Raw genomic sequence first — 18,046 nt, forward strand, 5'->3', positions numbered from 1 at the left:
ATTGCTCAGTATTGTCCGTTTCTTGATATTAGATTACATAAAAAAGCGTGGCTATGAAGTAAAAAAATCTAAGAAATAAATTTCACTTGTTTTTATGGGTAATGTTAGAAATCTTCAACTACCCTTTTTTAAGGCGAGGCAAGCGGCAGGTTTAAGGCAGTTTTCCCTTTTAATATCAGAAAGATATAAGCGCGATCTGCTATGTTTATTTTCGCTCCAACCCAGAAATTGGTCAGATCAATTTCTGGGTTATTGCACCGTTTCGGGGCTGTTATTTAATGTTGCCGTTGATCAATTTAGTATGCCGAGATGGGTGTTCTGGTTCGATTTTTGTCGCCTACTGCTGATTTCGAACGCGTAATTTTTATTTATCTTATTGTTTAATAACGATTATTTGTTTTGTTGTGGAGGTTTGTAAGATTTGTAGCGTAGTGTCCGGGTTAATGTCAGATTGATTGGTTGACCTAAATATCTGACTTAAGTATAGTCTTTCGCGATGAAGATAATCATAAGAGTGGAGATTTCATAATGACTACACCGTCAAGTAATCAGTTTTTAAAGTCGGAGGCTCGTGGGGCTGCTGTATTTAAGCTGCGGCCGTTAGCTGTTTGTATTAAAGCGATTCTCTTTGCGAGTGTGGCGAATCCTTTTGCATCTGGAATAGCGAATGCGCAGGGCGCTTCGGCAAAAGTTGTAGAGGAGGTTGTTGTAGTTGGTACGCGTAAAGTTATTCAAGACCAGATCGGAATAAAGCGTGACGCAACATCTATCGTTGAAGGTTTGTCTGCTTCAGAAATTGGTCAGCTTCCGGCGCTATCTATTGGTGAGGCACTTGAGTCAATTACCGGTGCAGCATCTCACCGGGAAAATGGCGGTGCGACTGAAATATCTATTCGTGGCTTAGGCCCCTATCTTAGTGCCACAACGTTTAATGGTCGTGAAGCGACCAATGGTAGTGGCGACCGCTCGGTTAACTTCTCCCAGTTTCCCTCCGAATTAATGAGCAAAATTGCGATTCACAAAACTCAGGACGCGAGTATTGTCGAGGGTGGCGTTGCCGGTGTCATTGCCCTGGAAACCTTGAAGCCGCTGAGTTACGACAAGCGCCGTTTTCAGATCGATACCAAGTTTAATTACAATCCTGACGAGGCGAATGTCGATAACTCCCTACAAAATGAGTTGGGCTTTCGCGGTACGGCAAGCTACCTGGATCAGTTTGAGTTTGAAAATGGCGCTGCACTGGGTTGGTCTATTGGCGTGCAGCAGAGCTCGATGACTCAGTCAGAGGCGGAATATCGCAGCTCTAGCCCTACCGGGAGCTCACTATTTGCCTGTCTTAATGATCCAAGCAATACCAATGAGGGATTTTACCGTAGCTCTGAGGGTGATTGTGAAGACCAAGTAAGTGGCTCGAGTAACCAAGGTTATAACACGGAAATAGACCCAAACACAGGCAAAGCATATAGCGATGGAACGCCCTACGCGTGGACTGGCAGTAGTCGCAGTTTTCGTCAGAACGAGACTTCTGAAGAGCGCGACGCCTATTTCCTAGCATTGCAGTTTCAGCCTAATGACGCTTGGGATATTAATTTAGATGTCGAGGTTTCTGAGCGCCTTCAGGCTGAGGAGCGTCATGACCTTATATTCGAGCAGAAGCGTGCGACGCCCGGTGTTACCGGCCCGAGTTTGGTGACTAGCGATACCGGTGCCATTCAGCACTGGGAGGGTAACTCACGAGTTGATTCGCAGGGTGAAAGCTATTCGCGTGAAGAAGATTATAAGGGTGGTGGGATTAATATTGCGCACACGGTGACCGATCGTCTGCGCGTCGAGTTTGATGCTTCGTATTCCAAGACAACCCGCGAAGAATTGCAAATGAGTATTCGTAGTCAGGGTGATCGTGTGCCCGTTACGTGGACTATGGGCTCTAATATTCCTACCTTCACTGTCCAGGATTATGATGTTACGGATCATGATAATTTTGATGGAAATTTTCGCGCTCGAGTCGATCGCGAAAATGTCGTCGAGAATGTGGCGAAGGCATTGCGTTTAGATTTCGATTACGCATTAGATAACGATTTCTTTCCCGCTGTAAAAGGCGGTGTTAGGTCGTCCTCCCTGACGTATCTGCGTTTAGGCGGCAATCAGGGTAACGGTTCCCGTACAGAGTACGGCGGCAGTGTCAGTGGCGATACGGTTCTTAGTAACGGTTTATCGATTATTGATAGCTGCGCCATTTCTTTCCCAGAGTCCGATTTTCTCGAGTCGATGAACGGCGGAAACCTAATTACCAATGTTGATGCCAATGGTGACGCAATTGCGCAGGGCACGGGCAGCAGCTACGCCGCGTTTGATAACAAATGTATTGCTAATGCCTTGGCTGAAATTGACGGTGAATCTCTTGCGTATCCGAGCGTAACTGAGCAAAGCGCTGGCACCATTGATGTGACTGAAGATACCTTTGCGGCATACGTTATGGCTGACTACGAAACCAATTTTCTGGGCCGCGGATTGCACGGGAATTTTGGCTTGCGAGTGGTGAGAACTGAGGTGACTTCGGTAGGCTATCGTGAGGCATATGAGGTAATTACTGATCCAGACGACGGAGAGGGTTTGCGTCTTGAGCCGGTTAATGGCGAGGTGGAGCGTATTAGTAGTGGCGCGAGCTATACCAAATTTTTACCGAGTGTGAACTTTGTCTGGGATTATGATGATGACGTTATTATTCGCGGCGGTATCTTCCGTGGTATGTCGCGCGCCAATCCAAGTGACATGGGCTACAGCAGAACCTTCGACACAGATGATACAGGTACACCAACGTCAGTCGCTGATTTGGTTACTGGGGTTAACGGGTCAGGTAATCCAGATAGCGAACCATTGACTTCTTGGAACGTTGATCTGTCGTTAGAGTGGTACCCAAATGAGGATACTATCTTGTCTGCTGGTTTGTACTACAAGAAATTTATTGGTGGATTTGAGCAGCAAACAGTAATCGAAAATTTTGTGGTGAATGGTGAAAATATCGCATTGCCAATCACCAATTCGGTTACTACTGACGACACCAGTAACTTATACGGTATTGAGTTTACGGGATCCTATCGCTGGGACAACGGCATCGGTGTTAAAAGTGGCTACAACTACTCAGATACGGATTTTGAGTTTGAAGACAGTCTTTACGGTGACACCTACACCACCGACGTAAATGGTGTTCGTACCCAGGAAACTATTGGCATTGTCGCTCCAGCGAGCATCCCCGGATTCTCTAAGCATGTGTTCTCTGGTCAGGTTTATTACCAGATTGGCGGCTTTGATGTGGCGGCGATCTATAAGTACCGCAGCATGTATTTTCAGCCCTATACAAGCAATGGCACTCGCCTTCGCTATGTAGACGAGGCTGGTGTTTGGGAAGCGCGGGCCTCGTATAAGGTGTCTGATAACGTCACTGTTAAGTTTGAGGCAATAAATTTGTTTAGTGAGCCTAAGAAACAGTATTACTTTACTGAAGATAATTTAGGTGAAGTTAATGATTACGGTCCTCGTATGTTTGCGGGTGTAACGCTTAAATTTTAATTAGGCAGTGATATGGCGGGCCACTGTGTCCGCCATATTTTATTCTTCGACACATAAGAAAATTGTTCGCTTTCTGAGAGCGCGGTTCATGAGCAAATTTAAACTCTTTTTTGTATTTGCATTCTATTTCCTGTGTGCAGGATGTTCGGGAAATAATGTTGAAATTCTTGTGTCTAACAAGGATCAATTGCAGAGTGCTATATCTACCGCCGAAGCTGGGCAAACTATTTCAATGCGTAATGGTGTATGGCGCGACATTGAAATTGTCTTTCAAGCACGGGGTAGTGAAGATGGCGTTATAACCCTAAAGGCTGAAACTCCCGGAAAAGTGATTATTAGTGGTCGTTCTAATCTTGTGCTCACTGGCGAGTACTTGCAGGTGCAAGGTTTAGTCTTCAAAGATGGCTATTCACCAACCGGGAGTGTTATCAGCTTTCAGAAAGATTCAAAAAATCTCGCTTACCATTCCCGTGTTACAGGAGTGGTAATTGATAGTTTTAATAAGCCAGACCGCTTTGAGTCTGATAGCTGGGTTATGCTATTTGGCCAACATAATAGATTTGATCATAATCATCTTGTTGGAAAAATGAACAAAGGCGTAACCTTCGCTGTTCGCTTGAACGATGAAAAAAGTCAGCAGAATTTCCATCGCATCGATCACAATTACTTCGGTCCGCGACCCGTTCTCGGGTCCAATGGCGGCGAGACCTTGCGTATTGGTACGAGCCATTATTCTCTGTCTGATTCAAATACGATCGTAGAGAATAATATTTTTGACCGATGCAACGGTGAAGTTGAAATTGTATCGATAAAATCCGGTAGTAACATCATCCGCAATAACTTGTTCTTGGAGTCTGCTGGCACACTTACGCTGCGACATGGCAATGGCAATATTGTTGAGGGCAATGCGTTTATCGGTAACGGCAAGGATCATACCGGTGGTATTCGGGTAATAAATGCCGACCATCAAATTCGTAATAATTACTTGGAAAACCTTACCGGAACACGGTTTGGTGGTGGATTTGTGGTGATGAATGGCGTACCGAACTCGCCAATCAATCGTTATCATCCGGTTAAAAATGTCATTGTCGAAAATAATACTCTTGTTAATGTCGATAATATCTTATTGGCCGCGGGTGCTGATTCTGAGCGCAGTCAGGCGCCGGAAAGTACCTTGTTTCGTAGTAACCTTTTTGTCGCGACGCGTGGAGATACCCTAGGGGTGACCGCATTCGATGATATTAGTGGTATTGAATTTAGTGGTAATGGATTAAGTGGTAAGGCCTTGGCGATTGATTTGGGTACTGAACCTGCCGAAACGATTCGCCGAGGCGATCTGATAGCAGATAAAGGGGGTGAGGTCGGCAGTAGTATTACTCGGATTTTGGATCCCGCTGAGGTCGGTGTTGATTGGTACCCTAAGGGTGATTTGCGGGCCAGATTGGATCAGGGCCGAGAGCAAAGCGTATCTTTAGGTTATCAGTCTCTTGAACATGCAGTCGCAGGAGCTGCGCCAGGCGATATTTTGACGCTGTTGCCGGGCGAGTACACTGTGAATCGAGTGCTCGAGCTGGCATCGCCCCTTGCCATCGTTGGTGCCGGAAAAGGCGAAACCGTTATAAGGTTTACCCGCAACGCCCTATTTGAAATTCAGGACGGCGGCAGTTTACGTTTGGCCGCCCTGACCATTGACGGTTCGGCCAGTGACGATTCTGCCGGTAATACTGTTGTTCGCACCTCGCGTTTCGGCATGTTGAATAACTACCGCCTGCTACTTGATGGTGTAAATGTTAAAAATTTAGACGTCAATCATTCCTATAGCTTTCTCCGGGCGGCCAAATCGACCATGGCGGATGAGATACGCATTCGCAATAGTGAGTTCAGTAATGTTAGTGGCGACGTTCTGCGCTTAGATAGCGAGCAGGATGACCTGGGGATCTTTAATGCTGATTATTTGACGATAGAGAATACCTCTATGCGTTCAATTGGTGGCCGAATAGCCGCGGTCTATCGCGGTGGCACTGACGAAAGTACCTTTGGCCCCCATGTATCGATATCAGCTAGCCAATTTGAAGGGGTTGGTCTCAGTAAGCGTAATGAGGCGCGCGCGGCATTGACTCTCCATGGTGTGCAGCTGCTTTCCTTGGAAAATAATAAATTTGTAGAGACTGGCGGTATTGCAATAAGTGCGAGTGTCGGTGAGCCGGTATATCGCTTATACAATAACAAGTTTGGGAAAATTGTGCCGGTGGTGAGCTATAAGGGCGAACCGGTAGATGCGAAGGAGTATTTAGTTGGTGAGTAATATTTTAAGGTCAATTCTACTGGGCGCGCTCGTGTTGTCATCTGCACAATTGTGGGCGACAGCACCGACATCTGGCTTACTGCTTAATTCAGTCGAGGCTAAGGGTATATCGCAACAAGTCGCTGAACTGCCGTTGTTGGCCAAGAGCGTTGAAGCGATGGCGGAGGGGCTGAATGCCTTTATGTCTATCGATATGGACGTGCCTGTGCCTCGGGATGCTGGCGGCGGTTACACCCATGAACGCCACAAAAAGAATGGGCAGGCGATTTACGAGGCGGCAACGCTTTATCAGGTGACCGGCGAGCAGCGGTATGCCGATTTTGCGGTAGCACTGCTACTGCGTTATGCGGATCTATATCCCAAGATAGGCCCCCATCCCGAGCATAAGCACCAGGCGCCTGGAAAATTATTTTGGCAGATACTCAACGATGCGGTTTGGTTGGTCTATGTCATTCAGGGCTATGACCAATTGCAGGATGTGCTGACCCCGGAGCAGAAAGAACTTATCGCAAGGAATTTGCTGAACCCCTATGTAAAGTATTTATCAGTCGACTCGAGTGAGACCTTTAATAAGGTGCATAATCATGGGACCTGGGCCGCCGCGGCGGTAGGTATGACTGGCTTGGTGTTGGGCAATCAGGAGTACGTTGATATAGCGTTGAAAGGCAGTGCTAAAGACGGTCACAGTGGATTTTTGAAGCAGATCGAGGCGCTGTTCTCGCCGGATGGTTATTATACCGAAGGTCCCTACTATCAACGTTATGCCCTAATGCCTTTTGTGGTGTTTGCCCGCGCATTGGATCGAGTTCAGCCGCAATGGGATATTTTTAAGTACCGCGATGGTGTGCTGCTCAAAGCGATTTATGCCTGTATTAATCTTAGTTATAACAATTTGTTTTTCCCGCTAAACGATGCAATCAAAGATAAAGGCCTCGATACCATTGAACTTGTTTATGGTGTTGATATCGCTTACGCCTTAACAAAAGACAAGGGCTTGTTGAGCGTTGCGGCTAATCAGCAGCAAGTGATTGTTAGCGGAGATGGTTTACTTGTTGCGCAAGCGATTGCGGCACAACAGCAGCAGCCGTTTGATTACTCAAGCATGCTGTTTCGTGACGGCGCAAACGGTGACGAGGGTGGTGTGGCTGTTTTGCGCAGTGATGATGCTAAATCGGCGCTAGTCGTAAAAGCGGCAGGTCAGGGCATGGGTCACGGACACTTCGATCGACTTGGTTGGCTGTATTACGATCACGGTAACGAGATAGTTTCGGATTACGGCGCAGCGCGGTATCTAAATGTGGTTACCAAACGTGGCGGTGTTTATCTTCCTGAAAATAATACCTGGGCTAAGCAGTCGATCGCCCACAATACCTTGGTTGTCGATGAGCGTAGTCACTTTAACGGCAAACTCGGGAAGGCATCAGAGAGCAGTGCCAAGGTTAGCGTTTTCTCGGATAAACTTAATGCTGTTTCCGTTGTAGAAGCCAATGCTTATCCCGGCGTTAGCTTTGAACGGACCATGGGGCTGATTCAGACCGCGCTATTGGATAGCCCTTTAGTATTGGACTTGATGACAATTCGCTCAAGCACTAAGCACCAATATGACCTTCCTTTACATTACGCCGGACAGCTCACGTATATATCTGAGCAGCCTAAAGTCGCATTAAACACAATGGAAACGCTGGGAAAGAAGCACGGTTATCAGCACCTGTGGAAGAAGGGCTGGCTGCCCGTGAATGGCAGCGCAGCGCAAGTCACTTGGTTGAAAGGCAATAGATTTTATAGTCTGAATACCCTACTTCCGAAAGACAGTCAGATCCTGTTTGCGGAGCTGGGGGCGAATGATCCTGAATTTAACTTACGCCGCGAAAATGCCTTGGTGCTTCGTCAGACGGGGCGTAAAGATACCCACTTTGTTTCTGTGTTAGAGAGTCATGGTGAGTACAACGGCGTGCGCGAGTACACCAAACAGCCTACTAGTCAGGTGCGCGGCCTAGAACATCATGTCGACAAAGACTTATCGTTAGTGCTGGTTGAACTCGATGGTGGCGCTCGCATCGTCGTCGCTAAGGCAGATAGTGTAGACCCAGATCAGCAACACACGCTCGCATTTAACGGTAAGCGTTATCAATGGCGCGGGCATTTGGCCATATTTGAGGAAAGCAGTAATGACGGCAAGTAAGAAATTCAGTCACCGCTGTGACATTGTCACGGAAGATTTAGGCGGCGGTATTAGTCGTCAGATACTAGCGTATGAGCCTAGTTTGTTAATGGCGAGGATCGCGTTTGAGAGCGGTAGCAAAGGTGCGTTACATAGTCATCCGCATGCGCAAATAACACATGTATTGAGCGGTAGTTTTGCGGTAACGGTAGATGGTGATGAAAGAATATTAGGCGCTGGTGATAGCTATTATGCTGTTCCAGGTGTAATGCACGGCATGGAATGTTTGAGTGCCGGCGAAGTGATAGACAGCTTCAGCCCTGTGCGTGAAGACTTTCTATCTGACGAAAACTGAGGGCGGTTATATGAAAGCAGTGAAGGGATTACGTTGGACTATTGTCAGTATGGTTGCGCTGGCAACGGTCATTAACTATATCGATAGAAATGCCCTCGCGGTCATGTGGCCGGGAATGTCAGAAGAAATGGGCTTAGGTAAAGAAGACTACGCGCTGGTGCTTAGCTTCTTTATGGTGTCTTACGCGATAGGCCAATCTCTATTTGGAAAGATATTCGATGTGCTTGGTACGCGCTTCGGCTTCTTGCTGTCGATTGGCATTTGGTCGATTTCAATAGCGTTGCACTCCTTGGCGAGCACGGCGACGTCTTTGGCTGCGGTGCGATTCTTTCTTGGTCTTGGCGAAGCAGGTAACTGGCCGGGGGCAACCAAGGCAAATGCCGAGTGGTTCCCAGTGCGTGAGCGCGCATTGGCGCAAGGTATCTTCAACTCTGGCGCCTCTATTGGTGCGGTCGTTTCTGCGCCCTTGGTCGCACTGTTCTATGTTTGGATCGGTTGGAAGGCAACCTTCATCATGATTGGTGTGCTCGGTGTGATTTGGATGGTGCCTTGGTACATTATTTATAAAGCCGGCCCAGACGCGCACCCCTGGATTACCGACGAGGAGCGTGAGTTTATTCTGTCTGGCCAGCGGAAAGACAAAGTTGATGATGAAGTTAGCGTCGACAATGATTTTGCGCCGGGTTGGTTGGAAATGTTGCGTTACCGTGAAACTTGGGCGGTGATTTTATCTCGGTTCTTCCTAGATCCCGTTTGGTGGTTATTTGTTTCCTGGTTGCCACTCTATCTCGCTGACCAATTTGGCTTCGACGTAAAGCAAATCGGCATGTTTGCGTGGGTGCCCTACGTTGGCGCTGCGATTGGCAGTATTTTCGGCGGCTGGCTATCTGGGCGCTTAATTCGCCAAGGCTGGAGTATTAACGCAGCCCGCAAAACGGCGATATTGCTAGGTGCGTTTGTGATGTTGCCGGCCTTGTTGTTTACCGCCGTAGCAAGTACTCCGCTAATTGCAGTGCTTCTAATAGCGGTGATCTTGTTCGGTTTTCAGGTTGCGATCGGCAATATTCAAACATTGCCAAGTGATTTTTATTCTGGGAAGTCTGTTGGCTCACTCGCAGGGCTAGGCGGAACCGCAGCCGTTGTTGGTGTGTTGATAACTATTTGGTTGGTGCCGGTAATGACGAAGGAATCTTATGTGCCCTTCTTTGTTATGGGGGCAGCATTGGTGCCGCTGGCAATTATTCCGGTGATGTTCTTGGCGCGGAAAATTGGTCCAGTTCAGCCGAAGAAGTAAATTTCTGCAGTATGGTCAGATCTATTGGTTGACCATGTGGTCAGATGAAAGTATATTGAGTTATGGGTCGTCATCGCAGCCCTGTGCCGATGACTGGGGTATTTGAACAGACGTAAGAGGTTAAGGATATGTCAGATAAATTGAATGGAAAGGTAGTGTTAGTAACAGGTGGCGGCCGTGACATCGGACGTGCATGCGCAGTCGAAAGTGCAGCAGCTGGCGCAAAAGTCGTTTTAACCTATATGGCCAGCGCGGCAGGTGCAGAAGCTGCATGCGCTGAAATTGAAGCCGCAGGTGGTGAAGCCCTGGCAGTGAAAGCCGATCTGACTAAAGCGGCTGATGTGGATATTGTGATGGCGGCGGTAACCGAGCGGTTTGGCGCGCTGGATATTGTTATGCATGTTTCTGGTGGTTTGGTTGCACGCAAAAATATGGCAGAGATGGATGTCGAGTTTTGGCAGTCGGTGATGGATCTGAATGTAACGTCACTGTTTATGGTCACTAAAGCTGCACTGCCACTTATGCGTGATGGCGGTGCGATTGTAACGTTTGCGTCACAAGCTGGTCGCGACGGTGGTGGCCCTGGCGCTGCGGCATATGCCGCGTCTAAAGGTGCTGTAATGACCTTCACTCGTGCGCTGGCAAAAGAGCTGGGCCCGCGTATACGCGTTAACGCTATTTGCCCCGGAATGATCGATACCGGTTTCCACGACACGTTCACAAAGCCAGAAGTTCGCGAGAAAGTAGCGGGCGGCGCTGCGCTAAAACGTGAAGGTCTGTCAGCAGAGGTTGGTAAGCTAGCGGTTTACTTGGCATCGGATGACGCCTCTTATGTCACTGGCGCCAATGTTGACGTCAATGGCGGCACGTACTTCTCGTAGGGCGCTGCTATTATGAATAAGGCTTCGGTAGCCGTCATCGGCGAGTGCATGCTGGAAGTGTCGTTGGCATCTGGCGGCTGCGAATTGGGTAAATCCAGCTTGCCTGCGAATTTGTCGTTTGGCGGTGATGTGCTAAATACCGCAGTGTATTTAGCTCGCCTAAACGTCGGTGTCGATTTTGTTAGTGCCGTCGGTGACGATACTTTGAGCGACTGGCTAGTGAAGCAGTGGGTGCTGGAAGGTGTTGGTTGTGAGCGCGTCGCGCGAGCGCCAAACAGCTCTCCTGGCTTGTACATGATCTCGACAGACAGTGTGGGTGAGCGTAGTTTTAGCTATTGGCGAGAAAGCTCGCCCGCGCGCAAAATACTCGATGATGAGCAGCAAGCCAGCAGCCTTTTTACCGCCTTAGGTGAATACCCTTGGCTTTATTTTACTGGCATATCGCTAGCTATTCTGCCTCCGCTAGCTCGGGCTAGTTTACTTGCTTTTCTGGATAGCTACCGCGCAGCGGGCGGTAAGGTTGCGTTTGACAGTAATTATCGGCCGCGACTTTGGGGCGATGCTGATCAAGCTAAATCGCTTTTTACACAGGTTTATCGGCGCTGTGATTTGGCCTTGCTGACCTTGGATGACGAGACCGCATTGTTTGGTGAAGATAGTTTAGATAGCCATGTCAGCCGCTTGCGTGGCGCAGGCATAGGCGAATTGGTTTTAAAGCTTGGCGCTGAAGGTTGCGCGATTGTTACAGATGAAGGGAGCTTAACGGTGCCTGCAATCCGTGTGCAGCCGGTAGACACAACCTCTGCTGGCGATTCATTCAATGCCGGTTATTTGGCAAAAAGGATTGCTGGATGTGATGTCAATGCTGCGGCGAAGTTTGCGCACAGTCTTGCTGCATTGGTCATTCAGTACCCTGGCGCGATAGTGCCGCGCAGCGTAACCGCCGAGCTTGGCGGCGCGATGTAAGAAGTTTGTTTACGAGTATCTGGATCTAATTTAGATCCGAATTGGAAGATTTATCCCCCCTAGGTTTGGGCCGCTTGCGGCCTTTTTTATTGCGTACCGTTTATCCTGTTATTGCTTGCCGCTAGCTGCCGACAAGGTGATTGAGCGAGAATTGCTGACGACTTTTTAGTGCTTCTTTACGTGCTTCCTCTATCGCTTGGGCTTCGCTGACGTGTAGTAAGGCGTCAATCAAGCGCGCAAAATGTTTGTGCATCGCTTTGCGGGCAGCCGCGGCGTCGTGAGCTTTGAGCGCATCGTAAATGGCTTTGTGCTCTTGCAGGCGGTCTTTACCATCGAGATTACAAACACCTTCGTAGGCATTCTTTACGCGAGCCGAGGTTTCTCGTATTTCCCAGAGGTGCTTAATTGTCATGAGCAAGGCGTCGTTATTGGTTGCCTGCGAGATAATCAGGTGGAAGCGCCGGTCGGCTTCTTTTGCAGCCAAGTCGCCGGCCGCGTTCTCTTGTGCCATGAGATCAAGAGACTGCTTAAGTTCTTCAAGCTGCGCTGGGGTAATCATGCTGGCCGCGATTGCAGCGGCTTCGCCCTCAATAACCGCGCGAGCCTGGGTCAATTCAAATGGGCCAATTGATGCTAAGTGCGACGCTGCATTCTGCGTGGGTTCTTTAACGTAAACGCCGGACCCTGTTTTTACCTTCACTTTACCCAGCACTTCCAGTGCGATTATGGCTTCGCGAATCGTCAAGCGGCTGACACCGAAGCGCTCGGCTAAGTCGCGCTCGGGGGGTAAGCGGCTGCCAGGCGGGTAGTCGCCGGAGCTGATTAAGGTGTTCACTTCATCGACTACGTTTAGATAAAGGCGTCGCGCACTCATCGGTATATCCTGTAAATGTTGGTAGGCCGAACAAAGCCATCTGTTACGTAAAAGCTATCTGATCAATTCTACTGCAACAACAGCTAAATGCCTATGCTTACAGGCGGATGTTTAGACGGATTAGTGATACAGGAGGAGGTGGGAACTATATTCTTTTGATTGAATAGCACAGCAGGCACTGTGCGGCGCCTTAACTCGGCTCAGCGCGCCGCACAGTATGGTGGGGTTACGGTATCGCGTTAACGATCTGGTTAAGGCAGACGCAAAGGGCGCTTAGTCGAAAATCACTGATAGCTCTGCCGTTAGCCCATCCCAGTCAGCGCCGATTTGCCCGGCAGAGGCATTTCCTTCGGCTTGTTTAACGTATTCTGTTTTAAACAAGGTGTTTTGCGTTAGCCACCAACCTAGGCCGAGTTGAATACGGCTAAGGTCTTTGTTGCCAGAAATAGCGCTACTCTTGTTAGTAACGGAGCTATAGCGTGATGCGATGTACAGGTGATTGGGCTTGATGTATTGCGTTGCCTCTATGACATAGTAGTTAATCTCGCTCTCGAGCTCTTGGTAGGCAACTGCTTGGCTAGCGACGGTTTGCTCTCCATTGCCGTCGACGAAACTAAAGTCATCTTTCGCAATACCGGCCCACGCTCTAAACGCGGTATTTGGGCTGGCTTGGTAGTGGGCGTTGATTTGCAAAATGCTCGCGTCTAAGCCTGGCAGCAAACCGGCGTGGGTGTCGCGGGAGCTTGCGCCCGACGCCGCAAAATTATAGTTGTCGCCATCACCTTGAATTAGACCGGCGGTCTGTACGTCAGTAAAGGCGCGATTGGCGACTTGATCACCTAGGCTGCTGATAAACCAGCCTAGGCCTAAATCTAAGCCGAAATCGGTGTTAAGCGAAAGACGACCAAAGGTGTTGAAACCCCGGTCACCACTGTAGTCTTCAAAGAACGTTGGTACTGTAAAGCCAATGTCGGCGTTCACTTGCGTGATGCCCGAACCGGACACCTTATGTGACCACAAACTTTGAATGCCAGATTCTGCCGTTACAAAATCGATAGGGGAGTTGCCAATGAGAGGGTTGCTTTGTACGGCGGCGCCGTCGGAGTATCCACGGTAATCAAATACCGTGGATACGATATTTCCTGCTCTAAAAAGCCAGCTTTGATCTTGTTGCGCGCGTCCCGCTAGACCAAAAATGTCGAGATCGATGTATCCTAGATCTTGTGAAATTTCAAATTGGTCGTCAGTACCAAAATCGTTTGGTTCCTCGCCGAGGTCAGCGTAGGCAGTAACGTAGTCGTGAATTTTAACCGCTAACTCAATGTTAAAGCGTAGCCGCTGAAAGCCCGGTGCCATATCGGTATTGCTTATTGCAAAGGCACCTGAATTTGCCTCTATTGCTTGAAAACCCTGCATGAACATTAATTTTGCGTGGACTTTGTCATCAAAGAATTCTGCGGAATTTGCCTGATTAACCAGTGTTATACAGGAAATTCCTAGGGTGAAAAAGCTGTTGATTAGTGGGTTTATGCTTCTGTTTTTCATGGTAATTACCTTGCTGTTTTGCCTGGCTTTGCAGGTCTGATTATTGTTACTTGGTGCAGATGTAGTGAGCGAAAACTCGTGGCATTCTGGTTGAGTTAACCGATATGGGCGTTCGCTCACTTGTTGGGCATATTCTCAATACGGGCGTTGATCGTCAAGTTTTGTGCTGAGTGCAATCTTCTGCTTATTTCGAGGGGGATAGATAAAATTATATATATCAATAGTTTAAGTTATTTGTGTTGGCTTGCTTGTGTCCTTGCCTAGGTGGAGGGCAATACAGCCAGGGGCCTTCGGTGAGCCAAAGATCGATGTTTTGCGGTGGCGAAGAGATTGACATTATGGCTTGGCTGTGGGAATGTGCTCATTAAATGAGCTAATGCTCAGCGTGTATCGAGCTGAGAATGGTGTGAAGTTACGGCGGTATCAGATGACTTTCGCTTGGCGAGCTTTATTGATCGTAGCAACACCTTGTTTGTGTTGCTGTCGACGCGAGAAGTTATAGGTATGGCAATGAATAAAAATACAAAGCTGATTATTTTCGATTGCGATGGCGTATTGATTGATAGCGAAATTATTAGCGCCACGGTACTAATTGAAACATTGCGCGAGCTGAGTGTCGATATAGATATTCAGTATGTTCAACGTCACTTCCTTGGTTGTAGCTTCAAGTCGGTCCGAGAAAAGATATTAGATAATTTCGATGTCAGTTTACCGACCGCCTTTGAGTCTGAATATCGCGCAGTTCTGCTTGAGCAATTTAGACGCGAACTGCAGCCGACTGAGGGCATTGAAGCATTGCTGGCCGGACTTAAGTTGGAATTTTGTGTGGCGACAAGCAGTAGCCCCGAACGTACCAGCGAAGCACTTCGTGTTAGTGGTTTGGCGCAATTTTTTGCTGCCAAGGTATTTACCGCTGAGGAGGTAAAGTTAGGTAAGCCTGCGCCAGATTTGTTCCTGCATGCTGCAAGAGAAATGGGCGTTTTGCCGAACGAGTGTTTAGTTATTGAGGACAGTCTTGCCGGCGTTACTGCAGCCTCGTCAGCGGGTATGCAGGTAATTCATTATACCGGCGGTCGTCATCTTTCCGGTTCTTCATCAACGGTATTAGAGGCGTTTCCGGATGTGCCGGTGTTACAACACTGGAAAAATTTCGCGGATCTGCTGCCAGTAATCAACCGCTGATTAATCGACACTGCATAAGATAAGTGCAAGTACAAAAATAATGGTTAGGGTATCACAATGGATAATAAGTCGAACTCTGAATTAAAACGTCTGGACGATGCGGCTCGCGCAGCCTGGCTCTATTACGTAGCCAAGAATACTCAAGACGAAATTGCGCAAAAACTTGAAGTGTCTCGACAGTCGGCGCAACGCTTAGTCGCACTGGCCGTTAGCGAAGGCTTGGTGAAAGTGCGGCTAGAACATCCTGTTTCTCAATGCATGGAATTAGCTCAAGAGCTTAAAGAAAAGTTCTCTATGCTTGATTGTGAAGTCGTTCCCAGTGACCCTGCTTCACCCAATGGGAGTCATGGACTTGCCCAGTGTGGCGCCGCAATACTAGAACGCTACCTCAAATCTGAGAAACCACAAATACTGGCATTTGGTACCGGCCGGGCCTTAAAAGCCTGTATCGATGAGTTGCCAGCGATGCAATGCCAACACCATAAGTTAGTTTCCATGCTGGGTAATATGATGTCAGATGGCGCTGCATCGGCATTTGATATTGTTGTCTCCATGGCTAATCGCGTTAATGCCAAGCATTACCCCATGCCCCTCCCTGTTATCGCATCATCTGTGCAAGAAAAGAAGATGCTCCATAGTCTACAACCAGTAAAGAGTATTCTTAGTTTAATCGAACAAGCGGACGTGACCTTTGTGGGCGTAGGTCAGATAAGCGAAAATTCACCGTTGCTTTTAGATGGCTTCATAAGCGGCGATGAGTTAGATGTCGTTGTGAATGACGGTGCGAAAGGTGAAATCATCAGTTGGCTGTATGACGGCAACGGCAAACTGCTTAAGAACGAAACTAATAAAAGAGTGGTTAGTGCGCCGTTAACGGTAAATTCTGCAAAGCCGGTGTATGGAATTGCTGCCGGAGAAAATAAAGCTGTAGCTATTCATGCCGCCCTGAAAGGGAGGCTGATTAATTCCCTTATTACGAATGAATACACGGCAAAAGTGTTACTCAATTTAGCTTAGAAGTAGTCGTATCGGGAGATCGATGTGCTATGTTTGTTACGACTTGGCTAAGCTTTATTGGCGAAGTGGTTGCCGTTTCAGCACTGTCGATTTTTATCTTAAAAATAATGTCATGTATCCGCGTTGCGATAATGATATCTGGTGAATAGGAAGGCATAAAATGGCCGGCAATCTAATTAATAAAAAATTTAGTGGCGTGAATGAAGAACAATTACCCGTAGCAAACAATAAGTTGCATGGTTGGAAGCATTTCGCTGGGCTATATGCTGGTGAGCATGTTGCTGCGACCGAGTTTGTTATTGGTGCGACCTTTGTTGCTTTAGGTGCTGCGACAAAAGATATTTTGCTCGGTTTGTTAATTGGTAACTTACTTGCCATGTGTTCGTGGTGGTTGTTAACGGCTCCAATTGCGGTAGAAACGCGACTGAGTTTGTACAACTACTTGAACAAAATCGCCGGCAACTCGATGACCAAGCTTTATAACTGGGCTAACGTCGCTATTTTCTCGGTGATATCGGCGGCAATGATCACGGTGTCGTCTACTGCTGTTCGATTTCTGTTTAATATACCCGCACAGCTCAATTGGTATCCTAGCAGCTTTTGGTTTGTCCTTATTGTTATTGCTATGGGCTCTATTGTTGTACTCGTTGCGATGTACGGCTTCTCGACCGTGGCCGACTTTTCTAAGATCTGCGCGCCCTGGCTGTTTGTTATTTTTATCGCGGGCTCATTCAACTTGTTCCCCGGGTTGTCCTTCCATGTGTTAGGCGATACTGCTGTGACTAATTGGTCCGATTTTATTGCGATAGGCGATAGCTCTATATGGACCGGCGTTACTGGCAGTGGCGAGAAGGGTATAGGGCTGTTAGAAGTGATTGGCTTTGCCTGGGCGGCGAACTCAATTACGCATTTTGGCTTGATTGATATGGCGATATTTCGCTTTGCCAAGCGCAAGCGCTACGGTTTGTTGTCGGGCGTAGGCATGTTTTTCGGACATTATATTGCGTGGATTTCCGCTGGTATTATGGGCGCTGGCGCGGCAGTTCTTCTAAAAACGACGATTACGACTTTAGATCCCGGCGATGTTGCCTATCACGCACTGGGCTTAACGGGTTTTGTCATTATTATTATTGCGGGCTGGACTACTGCTAACGCAAACCTGTATCGCGCTGGCTTGGCTGCGCAGTCTATTTTTACTAATCATTCGCGAGAAAAAACCACCGCGGTTGTGGGGGTTGTTACGGTTATTATCGCCTGTTTCCCCTTTGTATTCTCACAGATGTTGCCGCTGTTGACGTATGCCGGTCTGTTGGTGGTTCCTGTCGGCGGGATTGTGTTTGCTGAGCATGTTTTGTTCCCTAAAATTGGCTTAACTCGCTATTGGGCGAAGTATCAGAACATTTCCCGCAGTGTACCGGCGATTGGCTCTTGGGCATTGGCGCTTATTTTTGGTTTTGGATTGAACGCGCTCGATGTAATGTCGTTCTACTATCTATTTATCCCTACATGGATGTTTACCATTGTTACGTATACCTTGTTGGCTAAAAAATATGGCGCGGACAAAAACTACAGTGTAGAGATCGCGGCGGAAGAGCTTGAACAAAAACAGATAGTTGCATTTCAGGATGCCCAGGCTGTTCACGACCAAGACTTTGTGGTTGATACCAGCACAGTTAGTAAGGTGTTAAACGCGATATCCGTAGTGTCGCTGCTGATTATTGCTGGATTCGCCTGCCAGGTCATGTTCTTCAGTTCTAATATGGAGATATACAGCGTCAACAAATCTCAGTTTGAGACTTATTGCTTTATTTTCACCATTGCCTATTTTGGTAGTGCATATACTTCATTGCGTCGTCAGAAAAAGCTAAATAGTTAACGCGTGCGGCGCTATTACGC

General features: G+C 47.9%; 12 protein-coding genes. 10 read left to right on the forward strand and 2 right to left on the reverse strand.

Going from position 1 to position 18,046, the window contains the following annotated elements:
• The first annotated feature begins 528 nt into the window (after window positions 1-528).
• From ABD836_RS13495 to ABD836_RS13525, 7 genes are all read left to right on the forward strand, one after another.
• Window positions 529-3,570: a TonB-dependent receptor gene (locus ABD836_RS13495; RefSeq protein WP_344936819.1), complete on the forward strand. Its 3,042-nt coding sequence runs from the start codon at window positions 529-531 to the stop codon at window positions 3,568-3,570.
• Window positions 3,571-3,658: 88 nt separating this feature from the next.
• Entirely contained in the window at window positions 3,659-5,875 is a 2,217-nt protein-coding gene (locus tag ABD836_RS13500; protein ID WP_344936822.1) for a polysaccharide lyase 6 family protein, read from the forward strand.
• Window positions 5,868-8,057, forward strand: coding sequence for an alginate lyase family protein (locus tag ABD836_RS13505; RefSeq protein WP_344936824.1), 2,190 nt, complete (start codon window positions 5,868-5,870; stop codon window positions 8,055-8,057). The genes ABD836_RS13500 and ABD836_RS13505 overlap by 8 nt, the downstream gene beginning before the upstream one ends.
• Window positions 8,044-8,391 (forward strand): cupin domain-containing protein, encoded by a 348-nt coding sequence (locus ABD836_RS13510; RefSeq protein ID WP_344936826.1) that lies wholly within the window; start codon window positions 8,044-8,046, stop codon window positions 8,389-8,391. The genes ABD836_RS13505 and ABD836_RS13510 overlap by 14 nt, the downstream gene beginning before the upstream one ends.
• A gap of 10 nt (window positions 8,392-8,401) precedes the next feature.
• Complete coding sequence (locus ABD836_RS13515; protein WP_344936829.1) at window positions 8,402-9,685, forward strand: MFS transporter; 1,284 nt, start codon at window positions 8,402-8,404, stop codon at window positions 9,683-9,685.
• 128 nt (window positions 9,686-9,813) lie between these two features.
• Entirely contained in the window at window positions 9,814-10,566 is a 753-nt protein-coding gene (locus ABD836_RS13520; protein ID WP_344936832.1) for an SDR family NAD(P)-dependent oxidoreductase, read from the forward strand.
• A 12-nt stretch (window positions 10,567-10,578) separates the two neighbouring features.
• Window positions 10,579-11,532 carry a sugar kinase gene (locus ABD836_RS13525; protein ID WP_344936835.1) on the forward strand — a complete coding sequence of 318 codons (954 nt, stop codon included), beginning with the start codon at window positions 10,579-10,581 and terminating at the stop codon, window positions 11,530-11,532.
• 121 nt (window positions 11,533-11,653) lie between these two features.
• Here ABD836_RS13525 and ABD836_RS13530 read toward each other — a convergent pair whose 3' ends face one another.
• Window positions 11,654-12,406, reverse strand: coding sequence for a FadR/GntR family transcriptional regulator (locus ABD836_RS13530; protein ID WP_344936838.1), 753 nt, complete (start codon window positions 12,404-12,406; stop codon window positions 11,654-11,656).
• Between the two features lie 273 nt (window positions 12,407-12,679).
• Window positions 12,680-13,951 (reverse strand): hypothetical protein, encoded by a 1,272-nt coding sequence (locus ABD836_RS13535; RefSeq protein ID WP_344936840.1) that lies wholly within the window; start codon window positions 13,949-13,951, stop codon window positions 12,680-12,682.
• A gap of 510 nt (window positions 13,952-14,461) precedes the next feature.
• Here ABD836_RS13535 and ABD836_RS13540 point away from each other — a divergent pair.
• From ABD836_RS13540 to ABD836_RS13550, 3 genes are all read left to right on the forward strand, one after another.
• Window positions 14,462-15,133 (forward strand): HAD family hydrolase, encoded by a 672-nt coding sequence (locus tag ABD836_RS13540; protein ID WP_344936843.1) that lies wholly within the window; start codon window positions 14,462-14,464, stop codon window positions 15,131-15,133.
• A 57-nt stretch (window positions 15,134-15,190) separates the two neighbouring features.
• Complete coding sequence (locus ABD836_RS13545) at window positions 15,191-16,150, forward strand: sugar-binding transcriptional regulator (RefSeq protein WP_344936846.1); 960 nt, start codon at window positions 15,191-15,193, stop codon at window positions 16,148-16,150.
• A gap of 160 nt (window positions 16,151-16,310) precedes the next feature.
• The gene (locus ABD836_RS13550; protein ID WP_344936848.1) at window positions 16,311-18,026 is read left to right on the forward strand and encodes a purine-cytosine permease family protein; all 1,716 of its coding nucleotides are present in this window, start codon (window positions 16,311-16,313) and stop codon (window positions 18,024-18,026) included.
• Window positions 18,027-18,046: the final 20 nt, after the last annotated feature.

It is taken from the genome of Zhongshania borealis, assembly GCF_039539625.1.
Taxonomy (GTDB): domain Bacteria; phylum Pseudomonadota; class Gammaproteobacteria; order Pseudomonadales; family Spongiibacteraceae; genus Spongiibacter; species Spongiibacter borealis.

Excerpts from the sequence above, each read along its gene's own strand:
- ABD836_RS13495 (WP_344936819.1), top strand. The coding sequence starts at position 529 with ATGACTACACCGTCAAGTAATCAGTTTTTAAAGTCGGAGGCTCGTGGG.
- ABD836_RS13500 (WP_344936822.1), top strand. The coding sequence starts at position 3,659 with ATGAGCAAATTTAAACTCTTTTTTGTATTTGCATTCTATTTCCTGTGT.
- ABD836_RS13510 (WP_344936826.1), top strand. The coding sequence starts at position 8,044 with ATGACGGCAAGTAAGAAATTCAGTCACCGCTGTGACATTGTCACGGAA.
- ABD836_RS13515 (WP_344936829.1), top strand. The coding sequence starts at position 8,402 with ATGAAAGCAGTGAAGGGATTACGTTGGACTATTGTCAGTATGGTTGCG.
- ABD836_RS13520 (WP_344936832.1), top strand. The coding sequence starts at position 9,814 with ATGTCAGATAAATTGAATGGAAAGGTAGTGTTAGTAACAGGTGGCGGC.
- ABD836_RS13525 (WP_344936835.1), top strand. The coding sequence starts at position 10,579 with ATGAATAAGGCTTCGGTAGCCGTCATCGGCGAGTGCATGCTGGAAGTG.
- ABD836_RS13530 (WP_344936838.1), bottom strand. The coding sequence starts at position 12,406 with ATGAGTGCGCGACGCCTTTATCTAAACGTAGTCGATGAAGTGAACACC.
- ABD836_RS13535 (WP_344936840.1), bottom strand. The coding sequence starts at position 13,951 with ATGAAAAACAGAAGCATAAACCCACTAATCAACAGCTTTTTCACCCTA.
- ABD836_RS13540 (WP_344936843.1), top strand. The coding sequence starts at position 14,462 with ATGAATAAAAATACAAAGCTGATTATTTTCGATTGCGATGGCGTATTG.
- ABD836_RS13545 (WP_344936846.1), top strand. The coding sequence starts at position 15,191 with ATGGATAATAAGTCGAACTCTGAATTAAAACGTCTGGACGATGCGGCT.
- ABD836_RS13550 (WP_344936848.1), top strand. The coding sequence starts at position 16,311 with ATGGCCGGCAATCTAATTAATAAAAAATTTAGTGGCGTGAATGAAGAA.